This window comes from Pseudomonas sp. R11F (assembly GCF_050312575.1).
In the GTDB taxonomy this organism is placed as follows: domain Bacteria; phylum Pseudomonadota; class Gammaproteobacteria; order Pseudomonadales; family Pseudomonadaceae; genus Aquipseudomonas; species Aquipseudomonas palleroniana.
On sequence record NZ_JBNPJU010000076.1, the window covers coordinates 22,907 to 39,155 of the forward strand.

Genomic DNA, 16,249 nt, shown 5'->3' on the forward strand with positions numbered 1-16,249 from the left:
CTAACGAATTATGGGAAGAGACGTTACCCTGTACCCCAAGAAGGCATCTCGGAAAGAGCTTGGTGAATACCTAGAAAACCTTGGCTTTGTGAGGTGCGGCCACTTTTGGGATTGGCCCAAGGGGACACTGAATTATTCATGGTTCGATAGCCAAGATTTTAAGTCTATCGATGGTGTTTCGGCTGACATCTATCCTATATCAACAGAAGAGGAAAAAATCACTGAAAACGGCTGGGCATTACATGTGCGAAACCTATACAGTGCAAGCTGGCACGATGTCGCAATGCTAAACGAAGTTCTCAGAGGCGCGAGAAAAAGGTTTGGCGGAACAATAAAGGGCGACTACGGCACCAATAAATATGCGCCATTATGGGAGGATAAAAGTACTCCAATAAGCAGAGGAATATCCGGAATATATCAACATATCACCCAGCAAATATCATCAGTTAAATATGCGCTCCCTCCTCCATCGATAACCCCACTCAAAAAAACCGGCAATAAAATTGACGAATTCAATGAGCTCGCAAACAGCATGGATCCTAGCCGGATAATTTATAACGGGTTAGTACCATTCGCAGTTGCAATGTTTGAATACTTTTTCTCGCAAGCATTTCAAATCTTAATTACTTACGACAAACACGCCTTAGAAAAAAGAGAAACGCACAAGGCAAAAATTGATTTCACTACAGCGCTAAACGTACATAGAAACAAACAAAGCATTGAAAGTATAATAGCGGAAAGCTACACATTTCAAAATCTTGAGCAGCTGAACAAAGCATACAAAGACTGGCTAAACATTGACGTAAGAAATATCTTATTCAAGAAGAAACGTATCGGACAATCAATAATATTTCTCGAGAATAGAATCTCAGAAATAATCCAGTATCGCCACGGCATTGTCCACCACTTTGCAATAGACAGGAGCCTAACCAAAGAGGCGTACACCCATATCCTTGATGCAATCTCATTAGCCATCGAAGAATTCATCTCTTACATGGAAAACAAGTACAATATAAAAATTGAGAAAACGTGACACGGCATATTAAATTGATCATTGGTCGTTTGTTAGCTTAATCGTTATTGTCCGCTTTGGGTCGCCCTCTGCCTGTCACGACGGACGGGAGTCGGCCAAAAGTAGTCACTTTGTTTCTCCTCGAAAGGATAGTAATTCAGACAGCGGCAGGACTGAAAAAACTGTACGCTGTTAGTTCAGAGGATATTGCGAAATACTCATTTAAGGGTCGGTGGTGTGTGGTGTTATTTCCCGCTAAATTTTAGCCCTTAGACTCTAATTTGTATTGGGTGTCGCAATATTCATTTCCTACGAAACTTTTCCTTGTAATGAATATAAACCGGCAGCATGACATCATAAAGCTCATGAAGCCGTGTTTCTATTCCGTTCAGGTAACTGGTTAGTTCTTCCTGCTTAGAGTTAAGGTAGTTCTTGATCACCGCACGCAGCACTTCTTCATTTACAACCCCCTTTCTACCTACTGTCTTAGCCAAGTGGTCTGCGCTGATGATTAAGGATAACTGATCGAACTGCTCCTCAGTGAAGCGATCATGGTGAATTACCCTATTTCTTATAGTTTTGAACTCGCTACACGCCTTACTAAATGCCTTGAGAGGTTTATCCAAACCATATCGTACAACATTTTCGTTCGTGACAATCAGCGGATGATGGATGTACTGATTGTCAACCCCCAGATCTAAAATATTATTGGTGAGAATTAGCGCCCGATCATATATTGATTGAACTCTAATGATGCCATTCTCTACCATCATCTCTATTAAAGCGCTTCTAGACCGTTCTTCCGTAGAAATAGAGTCAAGGTACTTGGTATTCAATAGCTCCAGCGACAACCGAGCTTTGTCCATTGAGCCGCTTAAATGGCTTAGAGCTTTTCCGCAACGGACGATGTAAAACTCGAGATCATTGTCAGTATGAACCTCTACACCATTACCTTTTGCTTCTGCTTTAAAAACTGGACTTTCCTCGTCGAGAAGAATTTCCTTTTCGATTGGATGCATCTTTGACTCCTTGATGAATAACGCGCCGGGGGGTGGACAGCTACAATTTTTCCTATTTTTCAGCGCAAACTGGCTACGCACTAACGGCATCATTGAGCATTTGCACCAAGGCCTCTTTTGCTGCGTCTCGCTGCTCCCTAAAATGCTTACGATACGCGTCAGGCCTCGAACCTTTTTTAGCGTCAGTAGGCCAATTTTCGGTTTGAAGCGCTTACACCGCCTCTCGGTAAGCATTCAGGTGTCTTAATTCACTGATCGACAGAGTAATGGTCAGAGGGGCGTTCAGAAGTGGTGTAGCGACTTGGTTGTTTAATTCTTTGCTCATGACTAGGTCCTTCATTCCTTTGATTGACGGTGGTTTAGGCGCTGCATCTACCAGCACCGCTCGCGCGACTTATCGTTTAATTGTCGCTTGCCAGTAGATCGAGCTCGATTCTTTGAGAGCTGCGGCGGGGCCTTCTGAACAGGGTAACAGCAAGCCGTCGTGGAGTTATAGGAATATTGGTTCAGAAATGCAGTCGTCATCTTCCAGAATTCACTACCATGTCGACAACAATCCGAAACTGAACGGCCGCTTCTGACCGTCTATGATTGTCTGCTTTTGGCTGATAGAAGCCCCCCATGACAGGTCGCTAGGCCTCGCTTGATAGCCAATTCGATAAAAGGTGCGGGGAGGGATAAAGCGATATCACCTTGAGAGATCAAGCACATGGACATCAATTAGGCCGTGAAGCTCTGGGGGCATGGTTGTCGATATTGCGCTGCAAAGCTCCTCGGGAGTCGTATACCCATGGTTAGTTTTACCGGCTACTTTGACGTCTGCCCCGAACCATAAAACCAGGTAAATACCTTGCGAGGCCGCATCCGGGTGGACAGCGTACAGATCGTTCAACTGGTTAGCCGCGGCGGTGAAGAGCTTCGGGTGCCACTGTCCTTTAACTTCGCAGACGAGGAGATGGCTGCGGCCGTCAATAATTTTGGTTGCGGTAAAGTCGCATCGATTTGAGCCAGCCATATGATGCTCAATGACTACCGACGTATTGAGTGCCGTCATGCGCACCTGGAGCCTTTCTACTATCCTATTACGCGCAGTGTTTTCATCTACGCGCTTGCCCTGCGGCCAGAACATCTCTAACGGATCGGTTTCTGCACCCTTGAGCCACCGCTGTGCTAATTCCAACTCCTCAACAAGCAAGGCTCTCATATCCTCGACGGACGCAATGCCGCCTTCATCTATGAGCGCAAATATTTCAGAGGGCGTCGCTAATCTAAAATCACGCACCCCCTTTTTACGGATAGCAGCCATTTTCATACTGCGCAGATCATTGTAGAAATCAGAAAATCTGGAATCTGAAAGCATTCTATTGATGACGGGAATGCTCCTGATAGGGTCATCCTGCTCAATTCGCCAAATCGCATCTCTGATGAAGCGGTACGCCGTTTCTTCTTTTGGCGAGTCTGAACCCCAAGACCTAGGCAGAGGGACTTTCGGCCAAACCAATACGTAGGTCTCGACAATCAGAAATATTTTATTTGCATTGAGTGTTGGCCAGCCTGTTGCTTCGCCGTGGTTGAACCGGCCAGCGCGCTGTTCCACTAAAAATATGCTATCAGCTTCGGACAAGGCATCACTCCACATATCGAATGCATCGGTATCGGAAAAGAAAAAATGTCGCAACGCCCAGAATTTTCTGCGCGCTTTTGTAACATCGTCCTCTGCTTTACCTGCCGTCCAGAGCAGTTCCTGACAACGCTTTTCGATCAGTGTGACCAAATACGAGCGGCTGCAGACCTTCGCGCAGAGATCAAAAAGTCTGCCAATCGTTTCCAGCGGTGCGCTGTTGTGCTGTTCGAGCCATTCGGCGCCTAATTTAGACTGTAAAAACTGAAATGCGACCTTATGTTCAAGAAACCATAAATTATTGTGCTCCCCTTGAGGATTTGAGAGGGTGGGCTCAATAAACTCGCGTGCGAACACTTCGATATCTGTTTCGGATTGAAAAATCCGAGCATCAACTTCCGCCTCCAGCAACTCGATTTCACTGTTTCTGTAGCATCTCGCACCTCCGAGATCGGTTTTCACGGCACGCAAGATTTTTTCGTCTATGTCCGCGAGTGACCCGTTCATACGGAAATGAATCAAACAACCGGCGTGTAAAACACCCACTATATGTTGTCCATGTCCCCTTGCGAGTTCTCCAAGCGTTGGAGTATGTGTCGAGCGCGAGACAATGCAGTTGGCGAGAGCTTTTTCTGCTGTGTTGATGTCGTCAACAATCCTCGGCAGATCCTCGGGGAAATAGAGATAGTTTTGTGCGAAATGCTGATTCCACCACCAATCGACGCCTTGTTCAATTCGACTTCGATTGGCTTGGAGGTGGGCTAGGTTAGAATCCCGGACCAATTGGTCTCGAAGCTTGAATCGTTTATTGCGTCGCAAAAATTGGAGAGGGTGTTGGGAACTGCGCCAATGACGATCGAGCCGAATCCATTGCGCCATAAACTCTGGCTTACCACGAGCCTGGGCGCGCATCTTAAAGCGCAGAGTGTCCTGTTTTTTTTCTTTTGAGTGCCGGTTGTGGGGGGGCACGAATGCTTCCCAAAGCTTTAAGTTATTAGTATTGAAGCCATAGTCAACGAGGGCGTCGACATCCTGATGTTTGAACCGTAGTCCCTCATGAGGGGAGCCCCAGCGTAGATGGCAAATCATTTCCCAAATCTGGCTAGGTTGCGTCGTATTTTCAAACGCCAGAATGTGTATTGATTGCCGCAACTCATCGTTTTCTTGTAAAAATGCGACTGCACGGCTCTCCTTAGAGGACGCCTCGCGTTCAAATTTGAGGTTTTTTGACCAGCCCCAGATGTGCTTAGGATTGTGCTCTTCCTCGCCAAGCTCGAAATATTGATCAAGCAAGCGAGCGACAATTTTGCTAATGCTTGTGCGGCAATGGCAATCAAACTCGCTCGCCGCGTTGCAGGTGCAGGTCAAGCCGGCGGTCAGATGGTCCAGAAGCCAGACAGTGTGGTCATAGCTGAGGGAGTTAACTAACTGTGTAATGACGTAACGAACATCGGTGCTTCGTTGCGACCCGGAATCAAATATTGCATCACCTAACAACGCGAACTGACGGAAAAGCCGGAGAATTAGGTTCTTTTCTATGGGGCGCAATGAGGGGGTGCTGACAAAGCTCGCCGCAATCATCAATGCATTAGGGCTACCCTCGTCGAGTAGCTGCTCGAAATCATTTATTGAGCAATAGCCTGGCACTTTCGATAGGCATCGATGGGCGAGCAGTCGGCTGGTAAATTCGTTGGCTGAATTGAGCATGAATACTCGAAGGTCGCCGGTCAGCGGTTCGACCGCTTCAGCGTTGTGTAACAGTTCGAGTATGAGCTGGGGGAGGTGCGAATCATCGCTACGGCCGCGCAGAATAATTTTGATATCGTCGACTACATCGTCAGTAAAAAAACCGACGAGATTGAATTGGCGCCACGCATCCGAACGCCGAAAATAGGGGTCTGACTCAGACAATTTACGCAGGCTGCGCAGTAACAGTTGCTTTGATTTTGCCGTGAGCTGTGCTGGATCACCGTTGGCCAACACTGCATAGGGATCAATTTCTATGATTGTTTCTTGTAATGCTTGATTACCCAGAGCAGCAAGCCAACCAAGCAAGCCGCGAAGTTCGTCCCGGACGACCGAATTGGGCGCAATTAATGCCAGACACCGGCGTAGAGACAATCGATCGGTAGGATCGCTGATACGTTGCGCGATGTATTGAGCGGCGCAATATTCAACGACTATCCGGTGCACAGGCTCGTGAAAATCAGCATTTACTGTCGAGGTGAACAGTCGGCTATTAAGGGCACTGAGAGCATGGGTGCTCTCTTTCATGACGCTGCAAACGTAGGGATAGCCACGCTCATCCAGTTGCTCGACACTTGAAACACCGGTCGAGCCTGATAACAATAGTTTTGCGAACATTTCCGATGCTGCTGAAACGACCTGCGAGATCGGTGGTCTCCTCGTTTGACTGCCCCCTTTGCCATCATCACTGGCAAGCCGGTCGATTGCGTCTTTGAAAATCTGATGCTTTGAATGGAAAAACCTACCGCCTTGTATATAGCCTTCGACGAACAATTTGAAAAACATCGGGTTGCCGAGGATCGGCAATAGCCCGAATCTCGTTGCTTCACTCAGGAATGCTTCGAATTTTTCCTCGGGAAAAAGGCTCTCGAATAACTCCCTTTGTTCACTCTCATCGAATGGGCTCAGACGCACGACGTTAGGCTTGATGCCAAAGCAGTCTTCTATGAAGCGATTTCGTTCATTGCCCCATTCAGATGACCGACTAGCAAACACCACAGTCGACGCTTGCGACTCGAATGTCTTGACGATGGTTTGTTCGACTGCCGACGGGTCTTGTCTCGCGACCTCATCCAGCGCGTCTATCACGATCACCGCAGACGTCGGGACGGTTGTGCTGTAACGAAAGATGCTAGCCCGCTGACTTCTGACGCCTAATCTTCGCGCAAAACTGTTAAGAAGCTCCGTTTTGCCTGCACCAGGCTCTGCCAGTACGACGATGATCCCCCCTTCAGATAAGCAATCGGATTCTGAAATGGGGTCTTCTCCGACGAAAAGTCTCCGTTCAATGTAGTAGTTTTCCATGCTGCTAATTCCCGGAGTGATCGCTTTCATGTTGGTGAAATTCTATTCGTATACGTTCCATAAGCCTATCCATGCTTTGCCAGACTCTAGGTGCAGGAGTTGCTAGGGAGAGAGAGTCGACCCTATGCACATGCGTGCTTTCCGGCAGGAGGGAAAATGGAATTGATGTAGCAGAAGCTCACAGATGTTGCAGATCAAAGGGATGCTTACGGGCGCATAGCTGTAGGTAATGGGCTGAGGAAAAAGCGGCAGCAGTAGACTGAAGGTTACGAAGTCGTTACCAACGTGTATCTCGCCTCTGCTGGTGTAAGCGTCATTGCCCGCGAGAGATCGCTTTTGGCCGAGGCTGTGTAAAAACGTTTTCGAGCGAGCCAGCCACTCAAAACTGGACTAAAAGTCGCGCGTCTACGCGAAATCCACATCTGCTGACGTGCCGATAAAATTCAGATTTAACGGAGGCGCGCACACTTTAATTTTGACGAAGCGTTTTTACACACTCTGGGCCGAAAGCAGCCAGCCGCAATAGTCAGCTTCCGGCCAGAATCGAACGCTCGGAACTGAAGCCTCTGACCGTCTACAGTCATTGAGTACCGGGAAAATAGGTAAAAAAGCTGTCCAATGGCGCCTATCACGCGGTGTAATCTCCCTTCTGCTCTCAATTATGGTCATAGAAACGTCTATGAACCTTAAGGCGACGCAGTCTTCTCCTTCACGTCGTAGCTTTTTTTCTTCGCAAAGACGCCACCAACGACTGTCGGTTCTATAAATAAAATTTTTCTCTTGCTAGCTCCAGGGCCGTAAGGCTGCATTCGAAAATGCCCCTTCCTCCAATGTGTACGTTTTTCCTTTACATTTCTCGCGTGATTAAATCCTGCGTCTGACTCATATATAATATTATCCACTGGACTAATAACAACTCTGTCATAGGTTTTGCGAAGCTTATCTTCAAATTTACGAATCTTGCCTATCCCCTTCAATGAAGTTATTTTTTTTCTAAGCTCCTTGCGTTCATTGAAGGCAGTGTCGCGGTACTGCTTGCAATTAATGAACAATAGAACCTTGGCCATATGATTTAAAGTTTCGGATAAATAATTCATATCGCCTGTAAAGTCATCATCTTGGCCGTACTTTTCCTCGACTCGACTTAACTCCTGTTTTATTGTTCGCATCCCGTCTTGTATGTAAAACCCTTGCACTCGAAGTGCGTCGTCTTCCACATGTGCCTTACCCAATGGCGAGCCGGTAAACATTAGATCCAGAATTCGTAGCGGCTTGTTTACATCCACAGTTGGGCTATCATTATAACGCTTCATCTCCATAGAGCCCGGATTGATCTGGGTCTCAGTTATATATACTCCTTCTAGTATATGTTCATTTGTAAGTTCGTTATAGACTTTGAGCGAAGAGCTTCGACTTTCCGTAAATTCAATATAACAAGTTTTAAATGGTGGGCGGAGGTAATCGACTGGAACGTCATCGCCAATCTCCGTCTGCTCCAAAATCTCATCAAGGAAATTTGATGTCGTCAAAATGTTTCCATCTTGACGTCTAAACTTATAAGAGTATAGCGTTGTACTAAGCGCGATCCCAGCCATGTGATCCGTTAAGTTGTCAGACCGATGCAAAGAAAAAATATCAGGGCGTAGCCTAATAATCGTATGTGTCAGGTAGTCTATTGAGCACGTTTCAATATCCAGCCCGGCGAAGGCTTCGTCGTACACTTGATCCCTGGCCTGCGTGCACATCTCAGTATATTTGGAACAGGTGATTCTCACTGGGTGTGGCAATTTGTATGTAATGTCCATATTTCTCCAATCTGCCAGTAGAATACAATCTTAGGGCAGCTGAGGCTAACGCATACAAAGATTGATATCAATATGACGTCATCGCTGGCTTTCCGGCGAGTTCCATTTGCTACTGTCCCACAGGTCTTTAGCTTTCAAAGCGGAGGCATATATTCTGTGGTGGGTGCTCGGTTTGCGACCTTTGCGTTGATCGGCCATCCTTGTTTTTCCACACGTGGAGGACTTGTCATGAACATCGTTGCTACCTGCAGACGTCAGCCCTGGAACAAAGTAAAACTAGTTGGGCAGAAAACCCCACTCAGACTGAGGGATATCTGGGCCATCCAAGTAAGGCTTCAAATTTCGGAAAGAACACGGGACCAGACTCTCTTCGATCTGGCCATCGATAGCAAGTGAATAGCCCCGGGTGTCTAGACACATTGAAAGGCTGCTATTGGCCGATAGCTGACTTTCTGATTGGAAAGGCCGAGCTGTAAGGGCTGATGGGCAGCTAGTACGCTTGAGTCCCTCTAATGATAGGAACCTGACATGGGACATGATTCCTCGTTGCAGATCGAACGCGCCGCTTATGAGGAGTTCGTCCGGCTTTGGAGTCAAGGACGCTTCGAACATCAGCGACTGGGCCAAGCGTTTTACAACCACTTCAATCTACACAAACTTACCGATCAGGCCGGATTACACGGTCTATATGAGGCCGACGGTGATAAAGCCTCACGCTTGATCTTGAGGCTTTTCCACCTTCACTGAGTGGCAGCTATCGACCCTGAGCAGACATTCAAGAGGCGACGTCAGTGGGACTGCTAAGCACCTCATAGGTCAACCCAGCCTCAAAATATGACGCTCTCCACTCAAGGAATCCTACTTCTGGCTCGCACAACAAGAGAACGGTACATCCAGCCTCCCCCATTGAAACCCTTTCCACCACGGCGATATCTCCAGGAGCCGCCTCCCGAGAGTTCATCCAGTCCCTGAGTACCACCGCTGCCCGGTCAATAGTGATCAGTTTTATGATACTGCCCTTGGAAAGGGTCATACCGCCTTGCCTAAGCTTGTGAACGTATCTGGTTTGTAAACCTATTTGGAGATTTAAGGAAGGTCTGCACTTGGCCGAAAACTGCCTATTCGCAACCTGCTACTGCATCCCCTGCGCCCCTCAAGCTCGCACAGCGCTCGAATTATCCGTACCAAGCAGCAAACAGCAGGGTTGACCGCGTTTATGGGCAAACTGCCATCAAAAGATATGCATAATAACGCCATTGCCTAGCCCCTCGAATTGGTCGGTGCCCGATGATTGCCCTGTTCGTCCTGCTCGCCGCCCTACCCTCCCTGACCCTACTGTGGGTACTCCACCGCCAACGCCAGGAACACTGTGCGCTGCTGGCGGATTTGGACGTAGGCGTATTGCAACTGGCCCGCAATGGCCGAGTGCGTTGGCATAACCCGGCCGCCGCCGAATTGCTCGGTTGCGCTCGCACTCCTCTGCTGGGCCTGCGCCTGCGAGAACGCCTGCCTCAGTTGACCGCGCCCGCCGGTACGGTGCAGGTCACGGGTGACGATGGTCAACCACGTACGCTACACATCAGCCAGCAAAGCACCGCCCGTGCAACGCAGTGGCTGTTAATCCGTCCGGTTCTGGTAGAGGCCGAACGCTTTCAGCGCAGCCAGTATTTCGCTCGCATCGGCACCTGGGACTGGGACATCGACACCAACCGCTTGTACTGGTCCGACGCCATCTTCGGCATGTTCGGCTATTCGGTCGATGAAGTGACACCCAGCTACGAGCTTTTCTGCAATGCGGTTCATCCGGACGATCGGGCCGGTGTGCGTGCCGGCGAATTACGCTGCATCGAAACCGGCGAGAACCACGACGAGGAGTATCGGGTGGTCTGGCCGGACGGTACGCTGCGCTGGCTGCGCGAGACCGGAAACGTGATCAAGGATGCACTTGGCACGCCCATCAAGATGATGGGTGTGGTGCGTGATATCACCGAGGAAAAAGCATGGGCCCATCAATTGCACCGGCTAGCCCACCATGACCCGCTGACCGGCCTGCCCAACCGTTTAGCGTTCGAGGAACGCCTGGAAAGTGCCCTGGCTTTGGCCCGGCACAACCACAGCCGGGTTGCATTGGTGTTCATCGACCTCAACGGTTTCAAGGCGATCAACGACAACCTTGGCCACGCGGCCGGCGATCAGGTCTTGAAGACCACCGCGACCCGCCTGCACGAAACACTGCGCAACTCGGACAGTGTGGCGCGGCTGGGCGGCGACGAGTTTGTCACCGTGTTCGAAGGTTTATCGGCCGAACGCGCCCCCGAAGACGAGGCCGGGATGATCGCGCAGAGATTGCTGGCCTCGCTGGACGCCCCCATCAGCCTGGGTAACACGCAGCAGGTAGTCGGCGTCAGCCTGGGCATCGCCCTCTTCCCCGATCACGCGCAGACACGCGACCAACTGATTCATGTCGCCGATCTGGCGATGTACGAGGCCAAGCGCAGCGGCGACAACCAGTATCGCCTGGGCCGGACGCAGACTCAGGTGCTGCGCGCCCGCAACGGCTGACTCAGATACCCACGCAAAGCGCAGAGACTTGTAAGTCGAATTCAGCGCTGCCCCATAACCGCACGCTGTCAGCATCACCCCCTCGCAACGACCGGTGCATGTTCGGCCATCAACTCTATGACCCAGTCGATAAATACCCGCACCTTGGTACTGACATGACGGTTGGGCGGGAATGCCAGATACATCGGCATCGGTTCCATGTGCCATTCCTCGAACAGCGGCAGCAGCTCGCCGCTGGCAAGGTGCGGTTTGGCCATGTACTGCGGTAGCCAAAGCACGCCCAGGCCCGCCAGCCCTGCGGCAAGGTAGGCATTGCCATCGTCGATGATCAACAGCGGGCGGCCTTGGACCTCGATGATCTCTTCGCCCCGCTGCATGCTGTAGGGCAAGGCTTTGCCTGTACGCGACCACAGAAAGCCGACCGTACTGTGCCGGCCATCTTCCAGCTCACGTGGATGCGCCGGCTTGCCGAAGCGCTGCAGATAGTCTGGCGTGGCATAGATGCCCAGCTTTAGGTCCCCCACATGCCGTGCCACCAGGGACTGATCGGTGATCTCGCCGCCACGCACTACGCAGTCGATGTTCTCACCAATGATGTCGATGATGCGATCGCTGACGCCCATGGTCAGCTGGATTTCCGGGTAGCGCGCATAGAAGCCTGGCAAGGCGGGTATCAATACCATGCGCGCCAGCGGGCTGGGCACGTCCACCCGCAATCGGCCGCGGGGGGCAGTCGATGCGCTGGACAAGCTGGTCTCGGCATCGTCCATATCGGCCAGCAGCCGGATGACGCGTTCATAGTAGGCCGCGCCATCGGCGGTGATGTTGACCTTGCGTGTGGTGCGATTGAGCAGGCGCACGCGCAGCCTCGCCTCCAGTTGCTGGACGAGCTGCGTCACGCTGGTCTTGCTCATGTGCAGGGTGGCTGCCGCCTTGGTGAAACTGCCGGTTTCCACCACTCGGACGAAGGCCTGCATCGCGTCGAAACGGTCCATTTCACGCCTCAATAGGTCGGGATAGTTTGGATTCTACAAACAATCATGACCAGAGTTGCCGGTTTATCCGGGCCGGCGGCCTTTCTACAGTGGCTACCTCTTGAACAACGGGCCGCGATGGCCCTGAAGGAGCTAGGCCATGACCCGTAAACGTGATGCTGTTTTCCCGCCTGACCGCCATGCACTCTACGAACTGCACCGCTACTCGCCGGCGATTCGTTCCAATGGCTTTCTGTTCGTATCCGGCCAGGTCGGCAGCCGCAAGGATGGTTCGGCCGAACCGGACCTCGCGGCACAGGTGCGCCTGGCCTTCACCAACCTCAACGCGATCCTGGCAGAGGCCGGCAGTAGCTTCGACGATGTGGTCGACACGACCATCTTCATGCTCGACCCCGACTCGAAGTTCGAAACGATCTGGGAAGTAGCGGCTGAGTACTGGGGTGAAGCGCCCTACTCCACAGCGACCGCCATCGGCGTGACCTGGCTGGCCGGCTTCGACTTCGAGATCAAGGTGATCGCCAAACTACCGGAGGTCGGCTAGCGCGAGCGTTTCCATCAGCAAGAGGGCGTCAGCAAGAGGCTCTGGGCTCGGTTGCAAAATGCCCACTTGATCATGAGCGCGACTAATACATTATTGAAATCAATTCGTTTTTGTTCATACAGCACCCCCCCTAAAATACCGGCAGCTCTTCACTGAGGCGCCCTGAAGGCTGCCACGGGAGAAAACAGACTATTGGCCAGAACTGAAAGGCAATCAGCCCATTCAGTTCTGGCAGGTAAAAACGGGGTGCAAGGCACGATGAACGAAGAACTCACATTTTCTATCAAAAGCGTCTGCTTTGATGAGCATTACACGCCTTCAGACAACACCCGAATCACGACCAACTTCGCCAATCTGGCCAGGGGTGAGAGCCGTGAAGCGAATTTGCGCAACACCTTGAAGATGATTGACAACCGCTTCAATGCGCTGGCGCACTGGGATAACCCCACGGGTGATCGTTACAAGGTCGAGCTGGAGATCATCTCCGCCGCAATGAGTATCGACGCGCAAAGCCGAGACAATGCGGTCCCGTTGATTGAAGTGTTGAAAACTACGATTGTCGATCGACACACCGGTGAGCGCATCAACGGCATCGTGGGTAACAACTTCTCCTCCTACGTACGGGACTATGATTTCAGTGTGCGGTTGTTGGAGCACAACAAAAACCAGTCCGGTTTCAGTACGCCAGAAGACTTTGGTGATTTGCATGGCAAGCTGTTCAAGTGCTTCGTCAATTCAACGACGTACAAGCAGCACTTTGACAAACCGCCGGTTATTTGCCTGAGCATTTCCAGCGCCAGAACCTACCATCGAACCGAGAATCAGCACCCAGTGCTGGGCTTTGAGTACGTGCAGGATGAGTACTCATTGACGGATGAGTATTTCAAGAAGATGGGCTTGAAGGTTCGCTATTTCATGCCGCCGAACAGCGCTGCGCCGCTGGCGTTTTATTTCTCGGGCGATCTGCTGGGCGATTACACCAACCTTGAATTGATCGGCACCATCAGCACGATGGATACCTTCCAGAAGATCTATCGGCCGGAGATCTATAACGCTAACTCGGCGGCCGGAAAATCCTATCAGCCGAGCCTGAAGAACCAGGACTACTCCTTGACTCGGATCGTGTACGACCGAGAAGAACGCAGTCGGCTGGCGATCGAGCAAGGAATGTTTGCCCAAGAACAATTTATCAAGCCCTATCAAGCCGTACTTGAGCAGTGGTCTGTCAGTTGCGCTCTTTGATTAATTGAAAGCCAAGGTCATTTTTCATGAAAAAACTGTTACCCACTTCTACCGCCGGCAGCTTGCCCAAGCCTTCCTGGCTTGCTCAACCCGAGACGCTCTGGTCACCGTGGAAATTACAAGGTGATGAACTGGTTGAGGGCAAGCACGATGCCCTGCGCCTGTCGCTGCATGAACAACAGTTGGCCGGAATCGATATCGTCAGCGATGGTGAGCAGACGCGTCAGCATTTCGTGACGACCTTCATCGAGCACCTCGACGGCGTTGATTTCGAAAACCGCGAGACGGTCAGGATTCGTGATCGTTACGATGCGAGCGTGCCGACAGTCGTGGGCGCCGTCGCTCGGAAAAAGCCGGTCTTCGTTGAAGACGCCAAGTTCTTGCGCCAGCAGACCGGGCAGCCTATCAAGTGGGCCCTGCCAGGCCCGATGACGATGATCGATACCCTCTACGATGCTCATTACAAGAGCCGTGAAAAGCTGGCCTGGGAATTCGCCAAGATTCTCAACCAGGAGGCCAAGGAGCTGGAAGCTGCCGGGGTCGACATCATTCAATTCGACGAGCCGGCATTCAACGTGTTTTTCGATGAAGTCAACGACTGGGGTGTCGCCACACTGGAAAGGGCGATTGAAGGGCTTAAATGCGAAACCGCCGTGCATATCTGCTACGGCTATGGCATCAAAGCCAACACCGACTGGAAGAAGACACTGGGCTCGGAGTGGCGACAGTACGAGGAAGCCTTTCCCAAGCTGCAAAAATCCAGCATCGATATCGTTTCGCTGGAGTGTCACAACTCCCATGTCCCCATGGAGCTGATCGAACTCATTCGAGGCAAGAAGGTGATGGTCGGCGCCATTGACGTGGCCAACCATGCCATTGAAACGCCCGAGGAAGTGGCCAATACCCTGCGCAAAGCACTTCAATTCGTCGATGCCGACAAGCTCTACCCCTGCACCAACTGTGGTATGGCGCCCCTGCCGCGTCGCGTCGCCAGGGGCAAATTGAACGCGTTGAGTGCTGGCGCAGAGATCGTTCGCAGAGAGCTTCTGAACGCACGCTGAGCACGGTCATCTCGTCACACGTCGATGGCGAACCGATTGGTTTCACCTGCCAGTCGTTTTATAGCGTATCGATGAGCCCGCCACTGGTGTCGCGCGGCATTAACATTCATCTGCAAACCCGTCTATATTTCGACGACGAACCTGAGGCCAATGCACTGGACCCGGTACTGAACCTGATTGAGCAGCCCCATCGTCGCGCCCCCTTGATCGCCAAGCGCTGTACCGTGGATGGCCAGTTGGCCTACTGCTTCGATATTCATGTCCAAGGCGCAGCAGAAACCGTGCTTTTCGATTTCTGACGCCCAAGCAACACCTTGGTGCCTGAACCGTTCAACCGAGCACAGGCATACAAGACCTCGGGTCCGGTTTCACACGATAGTGCGCCGAGCCACTTGCCCCCATCCGAGGAGTTTTACATGAGTACATTCGTAGCCAAAGACGGTACACAGATCTATTTCAAAGATTGGGGCAGCGGTAAGCCCGTGTTGTTCAGCCACGGCTGGCCGCTGGATGCCGACATGTGGGAATACCAGATGGAATACCTGAGCAGCCGCGGCTTTCGCACCATCGCGTTTGACCGCCGGGGTTTCGGCCGCTCGGATCAACCGTGGACCGGTAACGATTACGACACCTTCGCCGATGATATTGCCCAGTTGATCAACCACCTGGACCTCAAGGAGGTGACCCTGGTGGGCTTCTCCATGGGCGGCGGCGATGTATCACGCTACATCGCACGCCATGGCACCGCCCGCGTAGCCGGCCTGGTGCTGCTGGGGGCGGTGACACCGCTGTTCGGCCAGAAACCGGATTACCCGCAGGGTGTGCCGACCGAGGTGTTCGATGGCATCAAAGTCGGTCTGCTCAAGGATCGTGCGCAGTTCATCGCCGACTTCAATGCGCCGTTTTTCGGCCTCAACAAGGGCCAGAAAGTCTCGGACGGCGTCCTCACCCAGACCCTGCAGATCGCCCTGCAAGCTTCGCTCAAGTCCACCGTGGATTGCGTCACCGCCTTCTCGCAGACCGACTTCCGCCCGGACATGGCCAAGATCGACGTACCAACCCTGGTGATCCACGGCGACGGTGACCAGATCGTGCCGTTCGAGACCACCGGCAAGGTCGCCGCTCAGATGATCAAAGGGGCCGAGCTCAAGGTGTACAAGGACGCACCCCACGGGTTCGCCGTTACGCATGCCCAGGCATTGAATGAAGATCTGCTGGCGTTCCTGAACCGCTGAAACACCGTCTGCTTATTTGGCCGGGCTTGCCCTGATGCCAGTCAGTCAAGCGATAGAACGGACGATGAATAACTTGTGGGAGGGGGCTTGCTCCCGATGAGGGTG

General features: G+C 51.7%; 10 protein-coding genes and 2 pseudogenes. 8 read left to right on the forward strand and 4 right to left on the reverse strand.

All coding sequences use genetic code 11. From position 1 onward, the window contains the following. The first annotated feature begins 10 nt into the window (after window positions 1–10). The gene (locus ACQRBV_RS24240) at window positions 11–1,033 is read left to right on the forward strand and encodes a hypothetical protein (protein ID WP_411984631.1); all 1,023 of its coding nucleotides are present in this window, start codon (window positions 11–13) and stop codon (window positions 1,031–1,033) included. 281 nt (window positions 1,034–1,314) lie between these two features. Here the strand turns inward: ACQRBV_RS24240 and ACQRBV_RS24245 are convergent, their stop codons facing one another. The 3 genes from ACQRBV_RS24245 to ACQRBV_RS24255 form a co-directional block, all read right to left on the reverse strand. After that, on the reverse strand, window positions 1,315–2,031 hold the full coding sequence (locus tag ACQRBV_RS24245) for a Cthe_2314 family HEPN domain-containing protein (protein WP_411984632.1): 717 nt from the start codon (window positions 2,029–2,031) through the stop codon (window positions 1,315–1,317). A gap of 688 nt (window positions 2,032–2,719) precedes the next feature. Next, window positions 2,720–6,703: an NACHT domain-containing protein gene (locus tag ACQRBV_RS24250; protein ID WP_411984633.1), complete on the reverse strand. Its 3,984-nt coding sequence runs from the start codon at window positions 6,701–6,703 to the stop codon at window positions 2,720–2,722. Between the two features lie 686 nt (window positions 6,704–7,389). Then, complete coding sequence (locus tag ACQRBV_RS24255; RefSeq protein WP_411984634.1) at window positions 7,390–8,424, reverse strand: hypothetical protein; 1,035 nt, start codon at window positions 8,422–8,424, stop codon at window positions 7,390–7,392. 312 nt (window positions 8,425–8,736) lie between these two features. On the opposite strand from ACQRBV_RS24255, the pseudogene ACQRBV_RS24260 reads away from it, so the two are divergent. Both ACQRBV_RS24260 and ACQRBV_RS24265 read left to right on the forward strand, forming a co-directional pair. After that, a pseudogene (locus ACQRBV_RS24260) lies at window positions 8,737–8,901 on the forward strand (integrase); the annotation flags it as partial. Between the two features lie 894 nt (window positions 8,902–9,795). Next, complete coding sequence (locus ACQRBV_RS24265) at window positions 9,796–11,070, forward strand: diguanylate cyclase domain-containing protein (protein ID WP_411984635.1); 1,275 nt, start codon at window positions 9,796–9,798, stop codon at window positions 11,068–11,070. 74 nt (window positions 11,071–11,144) lie between these two features. Here ACQRBV_RS24265 and ACQRBV_RS24270 read toward each other — a convergent pair whose 3' ends face one another. Beyond that, on the reverse strand, window positions 11,145–12,065 hold the full coding sequence (locus tag ACQRBV_RS24270) for a LysR family transcriptional regulator (protein WP_411984636.1): 921 nt from the start codon (window positions 12,063–12,065) through the stop codon (window positions 11,145–11,147). A gap of 139 nt (window positions 12,066–12,204) precedes the next feature. Here ACQRBV_RS24270 and ACQRBV_RS24275 point away from each other — a divergent pair, with 139 nt between their 5' ends. From ACQRBV_RS24275 to ACQRBV_RS24295, 5 genes and pseudogenes are all read left to right on the forward strand, one after another. Continuing rightward, on the forward strand, window positions 12,205–12,606 hold the full coding sequence (locus ACQRBV_RS24275) for a RidA family protein (RefSeq protein WP_411984637.1): 402 nt from the start codon (window positions 12,205–12,207) through the stop codon (window positions 12,604–12,606). Window positions 12,607–12,864: 258 nt separating this feature from the next. Continuing rightward, complete coding sequence (locus ACQRBV_RS24280) at window positions 12,865–13,848, forward strand: DUF1852 domain-containing protein (RefSeq protein ID WP_411984638.1); 984 nt, start codon at window positions 12,865–12,867, stop codon at window positions 13,846–13,848. 26 nt (window positions 13,849–13,874) lie between these two features. Beyond that, entirely contained in the window at window positions 13,875–14,909 is a 1,035-nt protein-coding gene (locus tag ACQRBV_RS24285) for a methionine synthase (RefSeq protein ID WP_244383815.1), read from the forward strand. Between the two features lie 83 nt (window positions 14,910–14,992). Then, window positions 14,993–15,208, forward strand: a pseudogene (locus tag ACQRBV_RS24290) (protocatechuate 3,4-dioxygenase subunit alpha); the annotation flags it as partial. 117 nt (window positions 15,209–15,325) lie between these two features. Next, window positions 15,326–16,144, forward strand: a complete 819-nt coding sequence (locus ACQRBV_RS24295; protein WP_090371827.1) for an alpha/beta fold hydrolase — start codon at window positions 15,326–15,328, stop codon at window positions 16,142–16,144. The last annotated feature ends 105 nt before the right edge of the window (window positions 16,145–16,249 follow it).

What these genes read in the sequence shown, in the direction of transcription:
- ACQRBV_RS24280 (WP_411984638.1), top strand. Translation starts at nt 12,865, where the DNA reads ATGAACGAAGAACTCACATTTTCTATCAAAAGCGTCTGCTTTGATGAG.
- ACQRBV_RS24295 (WP_090371827.1), top strand. Translation starts at nt 15,326, where the DNA reads ATGAGTACATTCGTAGCCAAAGACGGTACACAGATCTATTTCAAAGAT.
- ACQRBV_RS24265 (WP_411984635.1), top strand. Translation starts at nt 9,796, where the DNA reads ATGATTGCCCTGTTCGTCCTGCTCGCCGCCCTACCCTCCCTGACCCTA.
- ACQRBV_RS24245 (WP_411984632.1), bottom strand. Translation starts at nt 2,031, where the DNA reads ATGCATCCAATCGAAAAGGAAATTCTTCTCGACGAGGAAAGTCCAGTT.
- ACQRBV_RS24270 (WP_411984636.1), bottom strand. Translation starts at nt 12,065, where the DNA reads ATGGACCGTTTCGACGCGATGCAGGCCTTCGTCCGAGTGGTGGAAACC.
- ACQRBV_RS24250 (WP_411984633.1), bottom strand. Translation starts at nt 6,703, where the DNA reads ATGGAAAACTACTACATTGAACGGAGACTTTTCGTCGGAGAAGACCCC.
- ACQRBV_RS24240 (WP_411984631.1), top strand. Translation starts at nt 11, where the DNA reads ATGGGAAGAGACGTTACCCTGTACCCCAAGAAGGCATCTCGGAAAGAG.
- ACQRBV_RS24285 (WP_244383815.1), top strand. Translation starts at nt 13,875, where the DNA reads ATGAAAAAACTGTTACCCACTTCTACCGCCGGCAGCTTGCCCAAGCCT.
- ACQRBV_RS24275 (WP_411984637.1), top strand. Translation starts at nt 12,205, where the DNA reads ATGACCCGTAAACGTGATGCTGTTTTCCCGCCTGACCGCCATGCACTC.